Genomic DNA, 16,168 nt, shown 5'->3' with positions numbered 1-16,168 from the left:
AAACAACTGCTCAAGATCCGCCAGGAAGCGATCCCGACGAGTCAGCTTCTTCTGCCGGCGTATTCCAACTCGGAAAAGGTCTTCTGCATCGCGCGTTTCGGATTGTTTGAGGCAGATGATCGAGGGGCCGCTCAATGTGCCAGGACTGAAGCGATTGGCTATGTTTGCAGCGGCTCCCCAAGAATATTCCCGAATGAGGAATACCAAGGCATGGTCAATGTCGTGAATCCATGCCTGGTTTGCATGACGCTGATCTGGTCCTCAGAGATGCCCTTGAGGGGCAAGGTCACGCAAGAGCTTCTTGAACAGACGCGCTGTCGGATTTTCGTAATCCTGGCTCCAGGCCGCTAAGGTTTCGATCGTGGCGTTTTTGCTATTCAAGGGAACGATTACCACGCCTTCGCGCTTTATCTTGAACGCGCATTCTGAATAGATCGACACCCCCATGTTGGCGGCGACCAGTCCAAAGATGCCGATACTGGTGGTCGCTTCCTGAATGATATTCGGACTGAAGCCGCTCGCATGGCAGAGGTGGAATGTTTGCTCGCGAAACAGGCTCCAGCCACTTTCCGCGCCGAAAATAAAGCGTTCCTCTTTAAGCTGCTCGACGCTGATGTGTTTGTGTTTGGCCAGAGGGTGTCGTGCCGGAAGAAGGACGACCATTTTCTCCAATGCAATCCGGTGAGTTTCAATTCCGGGAATAGCCAGCGGCCCCAGCAGGAAGCCAATGTCGATCAGGCTGTCCTTGATGGCTTTGTATTGGTCATGTGACGGCATATAAACCAGTTCGACCGTGACGTCCGGGTGCAGCTCCTTGAACTGTTCAAGAATCGAGGGCAGCACGCCATTGATAGCAAAGTCGTTATAAGCCACCGAGATGTGGCCGATGTCACCGGCTGCCGCACTCCTGGCCAGATAAACCGCGCGGTCGATATGCCGCAACGCCTGGCGACATTCCTGCAGAAATAAACGCCCTGACTCTGTCAGGGCGACTTGCCGAGTGGTACGCACCAACAATTCTGCGCCCAGTTCTTCCTCCAGCCCCTTGATCAATCGGCTTAACGCCGGTTGGGTGATGAAAAGCGAGTCCGCTGCACGCTTGAAATGCAGGGACTCGGCAACCGCCATAAAGGCTTTCACCTGCTTCAGATCGAACCGAGGATTGATGCTCATCGTGGTATCAATTATCCGAAATTATGAATTAGAAATTATTAATTATGGAGATTATCGTGAGTTCAAGGTTAACGCAAACCCCTCGAGTCACCTCGATACCCTGAACTCACCTGGAGATACATATTATGTCGCAAGACCTGATGGAGATGCTCAACCGCGCCTTTGAAGAATCGACCAAACTCTATAAGGAGCGTGGCTTTCAACGGCGCATCGGTTTTGGCAAACGTCCTGCATTGATCAACGTCGACCTGGCTAACGCCTGGACTCGTCCGGGTAACCCCTTCACCTGCGATAAGATTGATGATGAGATCATTCCGGGTGTGCAGCGCCTGATGAAGGAGTTCCGCGCCAACAAGTTTCCGATCGTGCACGTGACTACCTGCTACCAGAACACTGATCGAAATGATCCCAACAACGACATGGGCCAATGGCACAACAAAATCCCGGTGGATGTGGTGAATCAGAGCGATGAGAACCTCTGGGCCATTGACTCACGCATTGCCCCTATCGACGGCGAATTCGTACTGCTGAAGAAGCGCGCCAGTTCGTTCAGCGGCACGTCGCTGGCCGGCTACCTGCGATCTGCTGGCGTCGATACCATCCTGGTCACCGGCGTGACCGCATCGGCGTGCGTGCGCAACACGCTATGCGATGGTTTGGCCGAAGGCTTTCGTACCATTGCGGTGAAGGAGTGCATCGGTGACCGGGTACCGGGTGCGGTGGCCTGGAACCTGTTCGACATCGACGCCAAATTTGCCGATGTGGAAACTGTCGACACGTGCCTGGATTACCTGGCGACTGTTGGCCTGAAATAAGACGCTAGAAGAAGTTGCTCATGCTCGTATGAGTGACACACCAACCCAACCATGCCAGAGGTTGACTTTGGCATGGTTTTTTTTGCCTGCGAATATGCGCGGACGTTGTTTGAACGATTGAAATAACGCGGCTTATTTATTGTTGTGGACTGAAAGGGGTCTTGGCATGTTGATAACTGAATTGTTATTTGAACAAGTTTGAACAGTCAATGTTCGAGAAAACGGGAAAACTACTTGAATAACAGGGCAGAAAGCTGGGCGCACATTGACAGGGTGGTCTCATTAAGTTTGCGCAGGTTCAGTTATTCAACTGTCTAGCGCCTGATATTTCAAGCGGTTTGACCGACGTCACAACAACCCACCATGAGCACAATGTCCTCACGGTCAAACCGCTGCTTGAGGCGGCTTTACGACCGATCACTTAATAACAGAAAACAGTGGAGTGACCATGCAACAGATTAAATCGCAAGTGACCGAACGGGACGGTTTGGTCGAGCTTGAAGCCGGAAGCGACGTCCTTGACAGTCCTCGTTACAACGACGACATGGCCCCGACCAAGGTCCACCAGCGCACCTGGAACCAATGGCACATTGCTGCACTCTGGGTCGGTATGTCGATCTGCGTGCCGACCTATACGCTGGGCGGCGTACTCACGGGTTACTTCGGCCTTTCGGTGGGGGAGGCGCTCCTGGCGATTCTGCTGGCAAACATCATTGTGCTGATACCACTGACCCTCAATGCTTTCGCCGGTACCAAGTACGGCATTCCATTCCCGGTGTTGCTGCGTTCTTCGTTCGGCATACTCGGCTCCAACGTGCCATGCCTGATCAGGGCCGTTGTGGCGTGCGGCTGGTTCGGCATTCAGACGATGTTCGGCGGACTGGCCATTCACTTGTTTCTGGGTTCACTGTCCGATGGCTGGAAAAGCCTGGGCGGCACGGGCGAAGTCATCGGCTTCATGATTTTCTGGGCCCTGAACCTGTGGGTGGTGCTGCGCGGTGCCGAGACGATCAAACGCCTGGAAATCCTGTCGGCACCGCTGTTGGTGCTGGTCGGTGCCGGGTTGCTGGTCTGGGCGCTGCCCAATGTGTCGATTACCGAACTGCTGGCCCAGCCACCGAAGCGCCCCGAAGGCGCCGGGCTGGCGAGTTACTTCTTCGCCGGCCTCACCGCGATGGTCGGCTTCTGGGCGGCGTTGTCGCTGAACATCCCGGATTTCAGTCGTTACGCCAAAAGCCAGAAAGACCAGATCGTCGGGCAGATCATCGGCCTGCCCTTGACCATGTTTCTGTTCGCCTCGCTGGGCGTAGTGATGACCGCTGCATCTGCCTCACTGGTTGGCGAAACCGTCTCCGACCCGGTGAACCTGATCGGGCACATACAGAGCCCGGTCTGGGTGGCACTGGCCATGGCGATGATCATCATCGCCACGTTGTCGACCAACACCGCAGCCAATATTGTTTCACCGACCAATGATTTCCAGAACATCGCCCCGAAACTGATCGGCCGGACCCACGCGGTGATGCTTACCGGTCTGGTTGGCCTGGGAATGATGGCCCACGAGCTGTTGAAAAAGCTGGGCCTGATTGTCTCGGACATCAGCCTCGATACGGTCTACTCCAACTGGCTGTTGGGGTATTCCAGCCTGCTGGGGCCGATTGCGGGGATCATGATCGTTGACTACTTCCTGATCAAGAAGCAGAAGCTGGACCTGGCAGGGCTCTATCGTGATGACGTCTACCCGGCGTGGAACTCCGCGGGTTTCATTGCCTTCGCCGTGCCGGTGGTGTTGACCCTGCTGTCATTGAGCAGTCCGACCTTCAACTGGTTCTACGATTATGGCTGGTTCACCGGTACTTTCCTGGGCGCTCTGGTCTACTACGGACTGTGCACCTTTCGCGGCAGCCAAGTGACGCTGCCTGTCAAATCGCCTTCCAACTGAAACAGCGCGATACAGCCGTCACTGACCCTCTTCGTTTGCTGGACTGCACGTGACATGGAAGTCGAACGCGCCGAGATAGAGCGGGTGAGCCGCACTGTCATCAGGCGTCGGCTGAAAAGGGGGTTGATACAGTGCGAAAATTGATGCGGATTAATGCACGAATGCAGGAGAAAAATGTATTAGAAGTGAATCAACGATTGCTCTATTGTTTTCCTCAGGATCTGCAGTTTCGTGAAATAGAAACATAATTATGCAGTCAGGCCTGGAACGGCAGCTGTTTTGCGCGGCCTTGGTAAATGGCTTTTGTGGGATGACCAGGTAGTGTTGTCACGCAGTACGTCGAGAGGTTATTGAAGTTGAGGGTGCTCAAATAACAAGCTGTTATTCGGATAAAAATTACAATAGATAATTAACTTGTGAGCAGGCTCGGGTATTAAACTCGAGTTATCTCGCTTTAGCGCAGGAGAGTCACGAGATGGCACGCATTGGCGTAGACGTCGGTGGTACAAATACAGACTTGATTCTGGAGACTACAGAACAAGACTCAATCGGCAGGCATGTTTTTTCGCACAAAGTCCCTACGACGATTGAGGATCAGTCGATAGCGGTCATGCGGGGGATTCTTGAGTTATGCGCCAAAGCCAGGATCAGCCCCGATGAAGTTCAACTCATCGTGCACGGCACCACTGTAGCCACCAACATTTCGATTGAGCATAACGGTGCCGACGTGGGCATGCTCACCACCAAGGGCTTTCGCGACATTCTGCACATTGGCCGACACAAGCGCCCCTACAACTTCTCCCTGCATTTCGATGTGCCTTGGCAAAGTGCTCCGCTGGTACGCCGGCGTAACCGCATTGCCATCAATGAGCGAGTACTCCCACCGCACGGCCAGGTCGAAACCGCACTGGATGAAGCAGAGGTTCGCCAGGCTGCGCTGACGCTCAAGTCGCGCGGCGTGGAAGCGGTCATCATCGGTTTCATGTACTCGTTTCTCAACCGTGAACATGAACTGCGCGCCAAGGCTATCGTCAAGGAAGTCATGCCTGAGGCGTATGTATGCTGTTCATGTGAAGTGGTCGATGTAATGCGTGAATACGAGCGCTTCTCTACCACGGCGATGAACGCCTATGTGGGCCCTCGTACCTCGCACTACCTGACGCATCTCTCGACTCAACTGCGTGATAACGGCATCAATGCGGAACTGCGCATCATGCAATCGAACGGCGGGGTTGCCACCGTCGAAAGCTGCTGCGAACGACCGGTCAGCATCCTCATGTCCGGCCCTGCGGGCGGGGTCATGGGAGGCCACTATTTCGCCGAACTCGATGGCGAGCGCAACATCATTACCGTCGATATCGGCGGCACTTCAGCCGATATTTCGACGCTGGTCGATGGCCAGATCAAGATCATGAATCCTCGTGATTCCTATGTCTCCGGTCACCCGGTGCTGGTGCCGATGATTGACTTGATCACCATCGGGGCCGGTGGCGGGTCAGTGGCCTTCATTGATGCGGCGGGCGGCTTTCAAGTCGGTCCGCGTTCGGCGGGGTCGAACCCGGGGCCAGCCTGTTACAACCGAGGTGGCCAGGAGCCGACCGTAACGGACGCCAATATCGTTTTGGGTCGTCTGGACCCTGATCAGATGCTGGGTGGCGACCTGAAGATCGATCCGCAGCTCTCGTTCAAGGCCATCGAGGACAAGATTGCGAAGCCACTGGGCATGAGTGTGCACCAGGCCGCGCTGGGCATTCTGAAAATCGTGAATAACAACATGGCGCTGGCCATCCGATCCAACTCGGTCGCGCGAGGTATTGATCCCCGTGATTTTGTGCTGATGCCTTTCGGCGGCGCTGGCCCGGTGCATGGTACGGCGCTGGCGGATGAGGTCAATGCCAAGTCAGTGTTGATCCCACCAGCGCCAGGTATCACCGCCGCAGCGGGTCTGCTGACCACCGATCTGCAATACGAAGCGTTACGCTCGTTGCTCTTCAACCTGAACCAGGCCAACGAAGCCAACATGCTCCGTCTTGAGCAGAACCTGGCGCAAATGGAAGAGGAAATTCGCCAGCAGCTGCGCAATGACGGCGTCAGCGAAGACAACATGCGGGTGAGCAAAATTGCCGAATGTCGTTACGACGGCCAAGGTTTCGAGTTACGTGCACAAGTGCCCGAAGGGCCCATCAACCGTGATGCCATTGAGCAGATCATGGCGGACTTCCACCGCGCCCATGAAAAGGACTATGGCTACTGTTTCGGCGATGCTGCCGTAGAGGTTGTCAGCCTGCGGGTGATTGGTAATTCGAAGTCCGAGAAGTTGGCCTGGCAGCCTTTGCAAGCCGCCGAGGAGGGCGACAGCCAGAAAGCCTTTCTGTACGAGCGCCCGACTTATTTCGATAACGGCGAGATGCTGCCGACGCCGCGTTATGACCGCAGCAAATTGCGTGCAGGGCAATTCATTGAAGGCCCGGCGATGCTGATGCAGCATGACTCAACTTCCTTGGTGCCGCCGGGGTGGGTAGGTCGAGTGACGCAGTACGGCAACTTGATTATTTCCCGCATTTAACCCCGAGGTTGATCACATGAATCAGCAAAAGGTCGATCCGATTACCCTGCAAGTTATCAACGGCGCCTTGAAAACCATCGCCGAAGAGATGGGACACGTGCTCTATAGAATGTCCTTTTCCTCGATCATCCGTGAGTCTCAGGACATGGGGGCCGGCTTGTTCGATACGCGCTACCAGACGATCTGCGAGTCCGAATCTACGCCGATGCACATCGGCTCGATCCCGGCCTACCTGCGTGGAATCGAGAACACGCTGCAAGGCGGGGCCTGGCATGAGGGAGACGTGGTCATCCACAACCACCCTTACCACGGTTCAAGCCATAGCCCGGATCTGGCGATCATTATCCCGATTTACCACGAGGGCGAACTGGTCGGTTTCTCCGGTAATACCGCGCACCACATCGATATCGGTGCCGCCACCCCCGGTCTGATCATCGATGTCGGCGATGTGTATGCCGAAGGGATGTTGATGGCCGGCTTGAAGTTTTATGAGAAGGGCGTGCGTAACGAAGCGCTCGTACAGATGTTCAAGTACAACAGCCGTGCGTCGACCCAGCTGGTGCGCGATATCGAGGCCCAGGTCGCCTCCGCTCAGTTGGGGGTAAAACGCTTCAAGGAGTTGCTTGAACGTTACGGCAAAGACTTCTGCTTTAGCGCGATCAATCAGTTGATCGATTACTCCGAAGCCATTATGCGCCAGAAGATTTCGGAGATTCCCGATGGCGAATACCGTGCCGAAGGTTTCCTTGACGATGATGGTCGCAATCGCGATCAGCGCTTGCCCATAGTCGTGACGGTCAAGGTGCAGGGCGACTCGCTGGTTGTCGACCTCACCGGTTCGGCCCCCCAGACGCCAACCGCCTACAACGTCCCTTTTGAAGGGTCATGCAAGGTGGCTGCCTATGCAGCTTTTCGCAAGATATTGCTTGATGCCTATACGATGGAAAGTCCGGTGCCGTCGAACGAAGGGTCGTTCCGACCGATCAGTGTGGTTGCACCCGAAGGTTCCATCTTCAATCCGATCTTTCCGGCAGCGGCCGAGGCGCGCTTTACCCAATGCAATCGGATGATCGATCTGATCATCAAGGCATTGTCACCGGTTTTGCCAGAGCGAATCATCGCTGGCAGCTCGGCGTCGATTTCCTTCGCAGCTTATTCCGGGATAAAGCCTGATGGCGATTACTGGGTCTTTCTCGAGGTCAATGAAGGGGCGTATGGCGGTCGGCCAAAATCTGACGGTCCCGATGCGATCGATAACCTCATGGCCAACACCCGCAACAACCCCATCGAAGATCTGGGCATGCATTTACCCATAATCTGCGACCGCTATGAGTTGCGCGATGACGTCATGCCCGGCGCCGGTAAATACCGTGGTGGTATTGGCGTGGTCAAGGCACAGCGGGTGTTGACGCCAGGCTTCATTACCCACGAAAGCGAACGCCATTACGATGTGCCCTGGGGGATCTTCGGCGGCATGGACGGCGTTGTCGGCAAGACTGAAATCTACAATGCTGCGCGCCCTGGAGAGGTCGTGCAGATGCCATCCAAATTCTCGGGGCATGCTTCACGCGCGGGCGACGTCATGGCTTATTACTCCCCTTGCGGTGGTGGTTATGGCAACCCCCTGGAGCGCAGTGCCGAGCAGGTCCGCGAGGATGTGCTGGATGACTTCTGCACGATTGAACATGCCCGTGACGTCTATGGGGTCATCCTCGATGAACGCGTGCAGCTAGACGTCCAGGCCACGATCGAGCGGCGTGCTCGGTTGCTCGCTCATTCAGGCTGACTGCCCGGCTCAGAAAAGGCCAAGAGGATCGACGCGAGATGACTCGCGCCGATCCTGCGCAGGCACAGGCATCTTTCGAAAGGAAGTCGGGGTCGCGCTGCCGGTGGCGACCCCGGCAACTGTCTGCTGCGTATTCAACGATCAAGGACGGCTATCCGGTTGAACGACGCCCTCCAGATATACGTGTTCCTACACGCCCTCATAATAAAAAAATACATTGAGTGCCGTCGTCCCTGACTGCCGTAACCCAGTGATTCAACTTCGCTTTCGTCAGTACTGCCCACTCATCCCTATAACAATATTTGTCCCTGGAATAGCGATTAATGCCAAGGCGCTCTTTATGGGCGTGCCTTCGACGTCGCGACTTTGCAGGACAGACCCTAGCGAAGAAGAGCGGCAATGAATAGAGAAAATAATGAACTCAACTCAAGCTTACGCCCACGGAATCTACTTATCGCCATGGCCATCGCCGTGCCGGGGTTCGCCTGGGCTGAAATACCGACTGTAGGCCAGGATGCGGACATATTGAATATGGCGGCACTACAACCGGAAACCCTCGGTGAACCGGTACAACATCAAAGCCTGTCGCGGCTGCATGACGAACAAACTACTGCGCAGAGCAGCGATGCCTCGTCGGTCGCGGAAATATTCAGCAAGGGCAGTATTAACGGTAACTTTCGCACCATCTACTTCTCCGGGCATAACGCCTTTTTCAACAAGGGGCTGACCCAGGATACATTGAGTTACGGCGGCAAACTGGGTTTCAAAACCGCCGCCTACGACGGCTTCAGCGCGGGCGTCAGCGCTTATGTACAACGCGCTATCGCCCATTCCGATGATCCCGCCGAACGCGATAGAGACCTTGGGCCCAATATCACTGCAATGGGCGAAGCTTATCTTCAATGGGAGCACGACCAATTCAAGATCACCGCTGGCAACCAGGAGATCGATGTGCCGTTCGCCTCAACGTATGACTGGCGCATGGCACCCCAACTGTTCCAGGGCGTTTCAGTACACTACGGCGATGACGCGAACTACCTTTCAGCGATGCGCATGTATCGCTTCAAGTCGTATATCGACAACTCCTTCAAGAAAGAGACCACCTATAACGCCGGATTTGACGCTTTCTCAGGAATCGGCGATCAGCAAACCGATGGTTTCTGGGGCATCGGCGGCGCCCGTAGCCTGGACCTCGGCCCGCTACAGCTCAACGCCAAAGCCTGGCAGTTTGATTACGACGACTATGCCAGGATGACCTACCTGGAAGCGCAACTGAGCAAGCGCGAAGGCGATTTCAAGCCCTTTATCGGGACACAGATCGTTCGAGAGAACGATGAAGGTCGTGAATTGCTCGGTGAAGTGCATAGCCGGGTTTATGGTGTGCAATTGGGCGTAAAGCATAACTCCCTGACCACCAGCCTTGGCTACGACCGCATCGAGCCAGACAAAAACGCCTACCTCAATGGCGCGCTGGTAACGCCCTACGCTCATGGCGTCAGTTCAGGTCCGCTATTTGCCCAACCGTTCCTGACCACGACCCAAGACCTGGGGGCGGGCAATGCGTATGCATTCGATATCAATGGTGCCTTGCGCGACGACGTGTTCATTGGCGCACGCTACTCGTTCATGGACCTCAAACCCAGTGAAAGTGCAGCCAGCAGCAATCAGTCGGAATACCTCGCGTTCGCCGTTTACAAGTTTGGCGGAAAGCTCGAGGGCTTGAGCATCACTGAATTCATCGCCCTGCAAAGCCAGCCCGACCAGGAAAAGAATTACTGGCAAAACCGCCTGGCGATGGAATACGCCTTCTAAGCGCCCGCTGTAGCCGAGACGGCCGGCTACCGTCAACGCTACCTGTCGCGTGGTGCGCAGGAACAGCTCTGCACCCAGCTCCTCCTCAAGTCCTTTAATCAAGCGGCTCAACGCAGGCTGTGTAATGAACAGCACGTGCGCCGCACGCTTGAAATGCAGATGCTTGGCAAGCGCCACAAAGGCTTTCATCGGTTTGAGTTCAATACGGTAATTATTGCTTATTATGGTATCAATTTAATGAAATAATGAATTTGAAGTAATGGATATCGAAGATTATCGTGAGTCCCAGGTCAGGCAAATCCTATACGCCGACCCTTGTTACTGAGCCCACCGGAGAGACTCACTATGTCGCAAGACCTGATGGCCATGCTTGAACGCGCTTTCGAAGAATCCACCAAGCTCTATAAGGAGAGAGGCTTTCAGCGCCGAATCGGTTTTGGCAAACGCCCGGCACTGATCAACGTCGACCTGGCCAACGCATGGACCCGCCCGGGTAATCCGTTCACCTGTGAAAAAATCGACGATGAGATCATTCCCGGTGTACAGCGCTTGATGAAAGCGTTTCGGGAACACAATTTTCCAATCGTGCACGTGACCACCTGCTATCAGAACACCGACCGCAATGACCCCAACACCGACATGGGCCAATGGCACAACAAGATCCCGGTCGATGTGGTCAATCAGAATGACGAAAATCTGTGGGCGATCGACTCGCGCATCGAGCCGATCGACGGCGAGTTTGTCCTGGTGAAAAAGCGCGCCAGTTCTTTCAGTGGCACCTCGCTGGCAGGCTACCTGCGTTCAGCCGGCGTCGATACGATCCTGGTCACTGGGGTGACAGCGTCGGCCTGTGTGCGGACAACGTTGTGCGACGGGCTGGCGGAAGGGTTCCGCACGATTGCGGTAAAAGAATGTATTGGCGACCGTGTGCCTGGCGCGGTGGCGTGGAACCTGTTCGACATTGATGCCAAGTTCGCCGACGTGGAAACCGTTGACACTTGCCTCGCCTACCTTGCCACTGCTGGCCAGAAGTAAGCCGGGACTTTATCGTCCCACGCAGGCGGATTCAGCCTTTCATAGTTAGCACGTGGGAGCGCTTTCTTACCTTGCGCCAATCTCGGCATCCAAAGAAACCCCGGTAGGGCCAACCTCCGGGGTTTTGTTTTTTTCGGCGTAGTGATGCTCACGGGAATGACGGCCTCTGCGTCAGCCTGTCGAAATAAGCTGCGCCAACACCCACACCTTGCAGGTTTACTGAAAAGCCCCTTCGGCCCGGCTGCCTGTAATCCCATCGAATCCCTGCAGATAATTCGGCAATAGCTGCCAGCCCTGGGGGCAGCACCGAATTTTCTGCATAGGGGCGACGGAAATGGATCATTACGATGTGATTGTGCTCGGCGGCGGCAATGCCGGTCTGTGCGCGGCGTTGTCGGCGCGCGAACAGGGGGCTCGCGTGGCACTGCTGGAGCGGGCGCCCGTGGAGCAGCGTGGGGGCAACTCGGCACATACCGGCGGCGCCTTTCGTGTCGCTTATCGGGGTGTCGACGATTTGCGCGAGCTGATGCCGGACTTGCTCGACAGCGAAATCCAGAACAGCGATTTCGGTAGTTATAGCCAAGAGGAATTCTTCTCGGAACTGGCCGCCCAGAGTCAGTACCGTGCCGATCCCGAGGTACTCGATACGGTTGTTACAGAGGGCTTCGGCACCCTGCAGTGGATGACCCGTCAGGGCGTGCGCTTCATGCCGATATTCGGCCGCCAGGCGTTCAAGGTCGACGGTAAGTACAAGTTCTGGGGCGGGCTCACCGTGGAAGTCTCCGGAGGTGGCCTGGGTCTGGTCGAGACGCTGATGCAGCGCGCCGAGCGCAACGGTGTCGAGTTGCATTATGGTTGCCGGGCCCGGCACCTGAGCCGCGATGAGCAAGGCAACTGGCAGGTCGAATGCGCCAATGGCCAGCGCTTCAGTGCCGCCGGGCTGATCCTCGCCACCGGTGGCTTTCACGCCAATCTCGAATGGCGAGCCAAGTACCTGGGGCCGGGCTGGGACCTGGCCAAGGTGCGGGGCTCGCGTTATAACACCGGCGACGGCATCCGCATGGCCATGGACATCGGTGCGGCAGCGCACGGCAACTGGTCGGGTTGCCACGCGGTGTTCTACGACGCCAATGCGCCCGAGCAGGGCGACCTCAACCTGCTCAACCAGCAGAAGAACTATTTCCACCTCGGCGTAGTGGTCAACGCTGAAGGCAAGCGTTTCGTCGACGAAGGCCTGGACTTTCGCAACTACACCTACTCGAGCATGGGCGCCAAGGTGCTGCAGCAGCCGGGCGGCATTGCCTGGCAGCTGTTCGATCAGCACAGCGAATCGCTGCTGCCGGACGAATACCGGGTACGCCAGGCGACGCGTGTCCAGGCCGACACCCTGGAAGAACTGGCGTCGAAGTTGGAGGGGATCAACGTCAATGCCCTGCTCGACACGCTGAGTGCCTACAACGGCGCGGTAAACCGTGAGGTGCCGTTCAATCCGGCGATACGCGACGGCCGTTCGACCTCAGGCCTGGAAATTCCCAAATCCAACTGGGCCAATCCCCTGGAACGTCCGCCCTTCGTTGCTTATGCGGTGACCTGTGGCATCACTTTCACCTTTGGCGGGCTGAAGGTGAACAGCCAAGCCCAGGTGATCGACGAGGAGGGGCAGGTTATCCCGGGCCTTTACGCCGCTGGCGAGCTGGTCGGCAACCTCTATTACGTGAAGTACGCTGGTGGTGCGGGGCTGACGTCCGGCTCGGTGCTTGGGCGTATTGCCGGCGCGGGCGCTGCCGCGCCAAAACGGATCATCCCGGCAGCAGCCACCCCGCTAAACCAGGCCAAGGAGCCTTCATGAGCATTCGTATCTGGCATCAGAGTTTTACTGTGTTGAGTGACCTGGGTGCCTACGACCAGGCGCTGCGCGCGCATTTTCGCAAAGTGGCGCGGCCTGGCACCGAGATCCATATGCATGGCATGCAGCCGGGCACTTACCGCAGCAACTACCCGGGCGACGACATCAAGCATTCTGCCCTGCAATACCTGCACGGTCTGCAGTTCATGGCGGCCGGCCTGAATGCCGAGGAGCAGGGTTTCGACGCCTACGCCATCAGCACTTTGCCGGAGCCGGCCTTGCGCGATATCCGCAGTCTGCTGGACATCCCGGTGGTGGGTTACGGCGAGTCGGCGATGTTTACCGCTTGCATGCTCGGGCGCAGTTTCGGCGTGCTGGTGTTTATCGACGAGCTGGCCGAGTTGGTGCAGGCGAACGCCTCGGGTCATGGCCTGGCAGAGCGCTTGGCGGGCGTGCGACATGTCGGTTTTCGTTTCGCCGACGTGCTGGCCGCCTTCAGCGATCCGCGCGAACTGATCGAGCGCTTTCGCGTGGCGGCCCGTGTGCTGATCGCCGACGGCGCCGAAGTCATCATCCCCGGTGAGGCGCCACTGAATGTGCTTTTGGCCAGTCACGGCATCAATGAGGTCGACGGGGTGCCAGTGCTGGATTCACTCGGCGCCTGGGTCAAGCAGGCCGAGGCCATGGTCGACCTGCGCCGCGCCAATGGGGTACGGCCCTGCAACCGAGGCTATTTCTCGGCGCGGCCGGAACGCCAGCGGGTCAAGGAAATTTTTGCCTTCTACGGTCTCAGCGAACGCTTTCTGACGCCGGAACAACAACCTGGAGTGAGCGCATGAAAACCCGTGAATGCGATTTAGTGGTGATCGGCGGCGGCCTGGCCGGTTTCGCCGCAGCCCTGCAGGCGGCCGAGGCTGGTCTTGAGGTGATTCTGTTGGAGAAGACCGCGCAGACCGGCGGCTCCTCGGCGATGAGTGGCGGTTGTCTGGCTTTTGCCGGTACCGACCTGCAGCGCGAGAACGGCATCGAAGACTGCGCCGAGCGATTGTTCGCCGACCGGATCGAGGTTGGGAAGGGCGAATGCGACGAGACGCTGGTGCGTGCGTACGCAGACAACCAGTTGGCCACCTACCAATGGTTGCGCGACAAGGGCGTGGTGTTCACTCCGGTGATCGAGGCGGCTTCCGGGCAGTCGGTGCCGCGAGTGCACAACGTCGACCCGGCAGACATGATCCGTCAGCTGGAGTTGGCGGCCAAGGCCAGCGGCCGGGTCGAGGTGCTCAAACAAACCCGCGCCCGCCGCTTGTTGCGCGAGAGCAATGGACGGGTGCGCCGGGTGCAGGCGGAGCAGGACGGCGAGTCATTCGAGCTGTATGCGCGCAAGGCCGTGGTGCTGGCCGCCGGGGGTTTCGTCCATGACCGCGAGTTGGTGCACCGCTTCGTGCCGAAGTACGACAACGCGGTATTCATCGGCGGTGAGGGCAATGAGGGCGATGGCCTGCGCATGGCCTGGGCGCTGGGTGCCGACGTACGCGACACGCCCTACATCAAGGGCACATTTGGCAAGCATCCGATGGATGAAAACAATCACCATGCCTGCCTGGCGGTGTACAAGGGCGCCATTGCGGTGAACCAGGAAGGCCGGCGTTTCGTCGACGAATCGCTGTCCTACAAGCTACTCGGCGATGCCTGCATGCAGCAGTCCTACGGCGTGACTTACCAGATTCTCGACCGCAGCATCATGGAAAGCGGCGACAACCGGGTGCGCATTCTCGACTTCGAGCGGCGACTGGAGGAGGGCCTGTTCGTCGAGGCCGAGAGCCTGGAACAGCTGGCGCGGCTGATCGAGGTGCCGGAGCACGTGCTGCTGGAAGAGGTCGCGGTCTACAACCAGGCAGTGCGTGACGGCCAGGAACCCGAATTCGGTCGTCGCCATCTGGTGCATAAGCATGGCGAGCTGTGCCCGATCGAACGTGGGCCGTTCTATGCCTATCCCTCTACAGCTGCGGTGTTCGGGACCTACTGCGGCCTGTGCATCGATGCGCAGATGCGCGTGCACGACGTCTTTGGCGCACCGATCGAGGGCCTGCTGGCCGCCGGCGAGGTGGTCGGGGGGCTGCATGGCGCGGCCTATATGACGGGTTCGGCGCTGGGCAAGGCAGCAATTTTTGGGCGACTCGCCGCGACTACCGCGCTGGGCTTATGACTGAAGCTGGGAGTTGGCTATGAAGATTCTGGTGTTACTGGCAGGGGTGGCGGACATCCGCTTCCCGCTGCATACCCTGAACATTAGTGCTGAGGGTCTGATCGAGGAAGGTGGCACTGTCAGGCGCCTGCTCAGTCCTTTCGACGAGGCTGCGTTGGAGCTGGCGCTGAAACTGCGCGCCAGCCGCAGCGACTGCCGGATCGATGTGTTGCTGCTGGCCGGTGCGAACAGCGAGGCCATGCTACGTACGGTGGCGGCGTTTCGCCCGGACTCACTGCGTCGTCTTGACCTGCAGCCGACCTGCCTGTGGGATGCGCAACTGACGGCCAGACAAATTGCCGGCCTGCTCGAGAACGAGGACGTTGCTGATCTGCTGCTGATCGGTCGCGAGTTCGGCGACCTCGACGAAGGCAGCATTCCCGTATTGCTGGCGCAGCGTCTCAACTACCCACTGTTCGCCCTGGCCCAGCATGCCGAGTGGGCTGGCGAGCAGGTACGTTTGCTGCGTGAACGCGGTGCGGACGAGGAGTCTGTGCTGGTCTGCGCACCGCTGCTGGCCAGCGTCACCAACGATAAACGCAACAAGCTGCGCCACCCACTGATGAAGAACGTCATGGAGACCAAGCGCATGAGTTTCGCCGACGTGACGGCCAGTGTGGCAGAGGTGACGGTATTGCCGCTGGCCAGCCTGGAGGCGGCACGCGTGAGCGTACGCGAGGGTCAGTGTCGCTTGCTCGAAGGCGATACGGCACGCCAGGCCAGTGAATTGCTGGCCTATTTGAATGAGCAGGGGGTTGGCGCATGAGCACGCAGGATTCAGCGGTAAGGTCGCGAGTGCTGGCACTGGTGCCGTTGGCATGGGGTGAGGAAGCGCAGGACGCCGTATTGGCAGCGGCGCAGAGCGTCGCCGTCAGCGGCGGTACCTTCGAGGTGCTCCTGCTGGGCGCGCAGGCGGATCCACAGGCTTGTCGGCGGGCGGCCGGGGCC

Annotated in this window: 11 protein-coding genes and 2 pseudogenes; 11 read left to right on the top strand and 2 right to left on the bottom strand. The window is 57.7% G+C overall.

The window, feature by feature from the left end; all coding sequences use genetic code 11:
- Positions 1–261: 261 nt before the first annotated feature.
- Complete coding sequence (locus F8N21_RS24250) at positions 262–1,173, bottom strand: LysR family transcriptional regulator (protein ID WP_150644535.1); 912 nt, start codon at positions 1,171–1,173, stop codon at positions 262–264.
- A gap of 125 nt (positions 1,174–1,298) precedes the next feature.
- On the opposite strand from F8N21_RS24250, the gene F8N21_RS24245 reads away from it, so the two are divergent.
- The 5 genes from F8N21_RS24245 to F8N21_RS24225 all read left to right on the top strand — a co-directional run bounded on the left by F8N21_RS24245 (position 1,299) and on the right by F8N21_RS24225 (position 10,094).
- Complete coding sequence (locus tag F8N21_RS24245) at positions 1,299–1,988, top strand: isochorismatase family protein (protein WP_150644534.1); 690 nt, start codon at positions 1,299–1,301, stop codon at positions 1,986–1,988.
- A gap of 448 nt (positions 1,989–2,436) precedes the next feature.
- Positions 2,437–3,930 carry an NCS1 family nucleobase:cation symporter-1 gene (locus F8N21_RS24240; protein WP_150644533.1) on the top strand — a complete coding sequence of 498 codons (1,494 nt, stop codon included), beginning with the start codon at positions 2,437–2,439 and terminating at the stop codon, positions 3,928–3,930.
- A gap of 475 nt (positions 3,931–4,405) precedes the next feature.
- The gene (locus F8N21_RS24235; protein WP_150644532.1) at positions 4,406–6,496 is read left to right on the top strand and encodes a hydantoinase/oxoprolinase family protein; all 2,091 of its coding nucleotides are present in this window, start codon (positions 4,406–4,408) and stop codon (positions 6,494–6,496) included.
- A gap of 16 nt (positions 6,497–6,512) precedes the next feature.
- Positions 6,513–8,282 carry a hydantoinase B/oxoprolinase family protein gene (locus F8N21_RS24230; protein ID WP_150644531.1) on the top strand — a complete coding sequence of 590 codons (1,770 nt, stop codon included), beginning with the start codon at positions 6,513–6,515 and terminating at the stop codon, positions 8,280–8,282.
- A gap of 399 nt (positions 8,283–8,681) precedes the next feature.
- Positions 8,682–10,094, top strand: coding sequence for an OprD family outer membrane porin (locus tag F8N21_RS24225; protein WP_224788279.1), 1,413 nt, complete (start codon positions 8,682–8,684; stop codon positions 10,092–10,094).
- A 30-nt stretch (positions 10,095–10,124) separates the two neighbouring features.
- Here the strand turns inward: F8N21_RS24225 and F8N21_RS24220 are convergent.
- Positions 10,125–10,283, bottom strand: a pseudogene (locus tag F8N21_RS24220) (helix-turn-helix domain-containing protein); the annotation flags it as partial.
- Positions 10,284–10,439: 156 nt separating this feature from the next.
- On the opposite strand from F8N21_RS24220, the gene F8N21_RS24215 reads away from it, so the two are divergent.
- From F8N21_RS24215 to F8N21_RS24190, 6 genes and pseudogenes are all read left to right on the top strand, one after another.
- Entirely contained in the window at positions 10,440–11,129 is a 690-nt protein-coding gene (locus F8N21_RS24215) for an isochorismatase family protein (protein ID WP_150644530.1), read from the top strand.
- A 334-nt stretch (positions 11,130–11,463) separates the two neighbouring features.
- A complete protein-coding gene (gene tcuA, locus F8N21_RS24210) occupies positions 11,464–12,978 on the top strand; it encodes an FAD-dependent tricarballylate dehydrogenase TcuA (RefSeq protein ID WP_150644529.1) in 1,515 nt (504 codons plus the stop codon).
- Complete coding sequence (locus tag F8N21_RS24205) at positions 12,975–13,814, top strand: aspartate/glutamate racemase family protein (protein WP_150644528.1); 840 nt, start codon at positions 12,975–12,977, stop codon at positions 13,812–13,814. The genes tcuA and F8N21_RS24205 overlap by 4 nt, the downstream gene beginning before the upstream one ends.
- On the top strand, positions 13,811–15,181 hold the full coding sequence (locus tag F8N21_RS24200; protein ID WP_150644527.1) for an FAD-dependent oxidoreductase: 1,371 nt from the start codon (positions 13,811–13,813) through the stop codon (positions 15,179–15,181). Before F8N21_RS24205 ends, F8N21_RS24200 begins: the two co-directional genes overlap by 4 nt.
- A gap of 19 nt (positions 15,182–15,200) precedes the next feature.
- Positions 15,201–15,986, top strand: coding sequence for an electron transfer flavoprotein subunit beta/FixA family protein (locus F8N21_RS24195; RefSeq protein WP_150644526.1), 786 nt, complete (start codon positions 15,201–15,203; stop codon positions 15,984–15,986).
- Positions 15,983–16,168: pseudogene (locus F8N21_RS24190) on the top strand (hypothetical protein); the annotation flags it as partial. The gene F8N21_RS24195 and the pseudogene F8N21_RS24190, both read left to right, overlap by 4 nt.

It is taken from the genome of Pseudomonas fluorescens, assembly GCF_902497895.1.
Classification (GTDB): domain Bacteria; phylum Pseudomonadota; class Gammaproteobacteria; order Pseudomonadales; family Pseudomonadaceae; genus Aquipseudomonas; species Aquipseudomonas fluorescens_BP.
The sequence above is the reverse complement of the archived record's forward strand: the minus strand, read 5'-3'. Positions and strand labels throughout refer to the sequence as shown.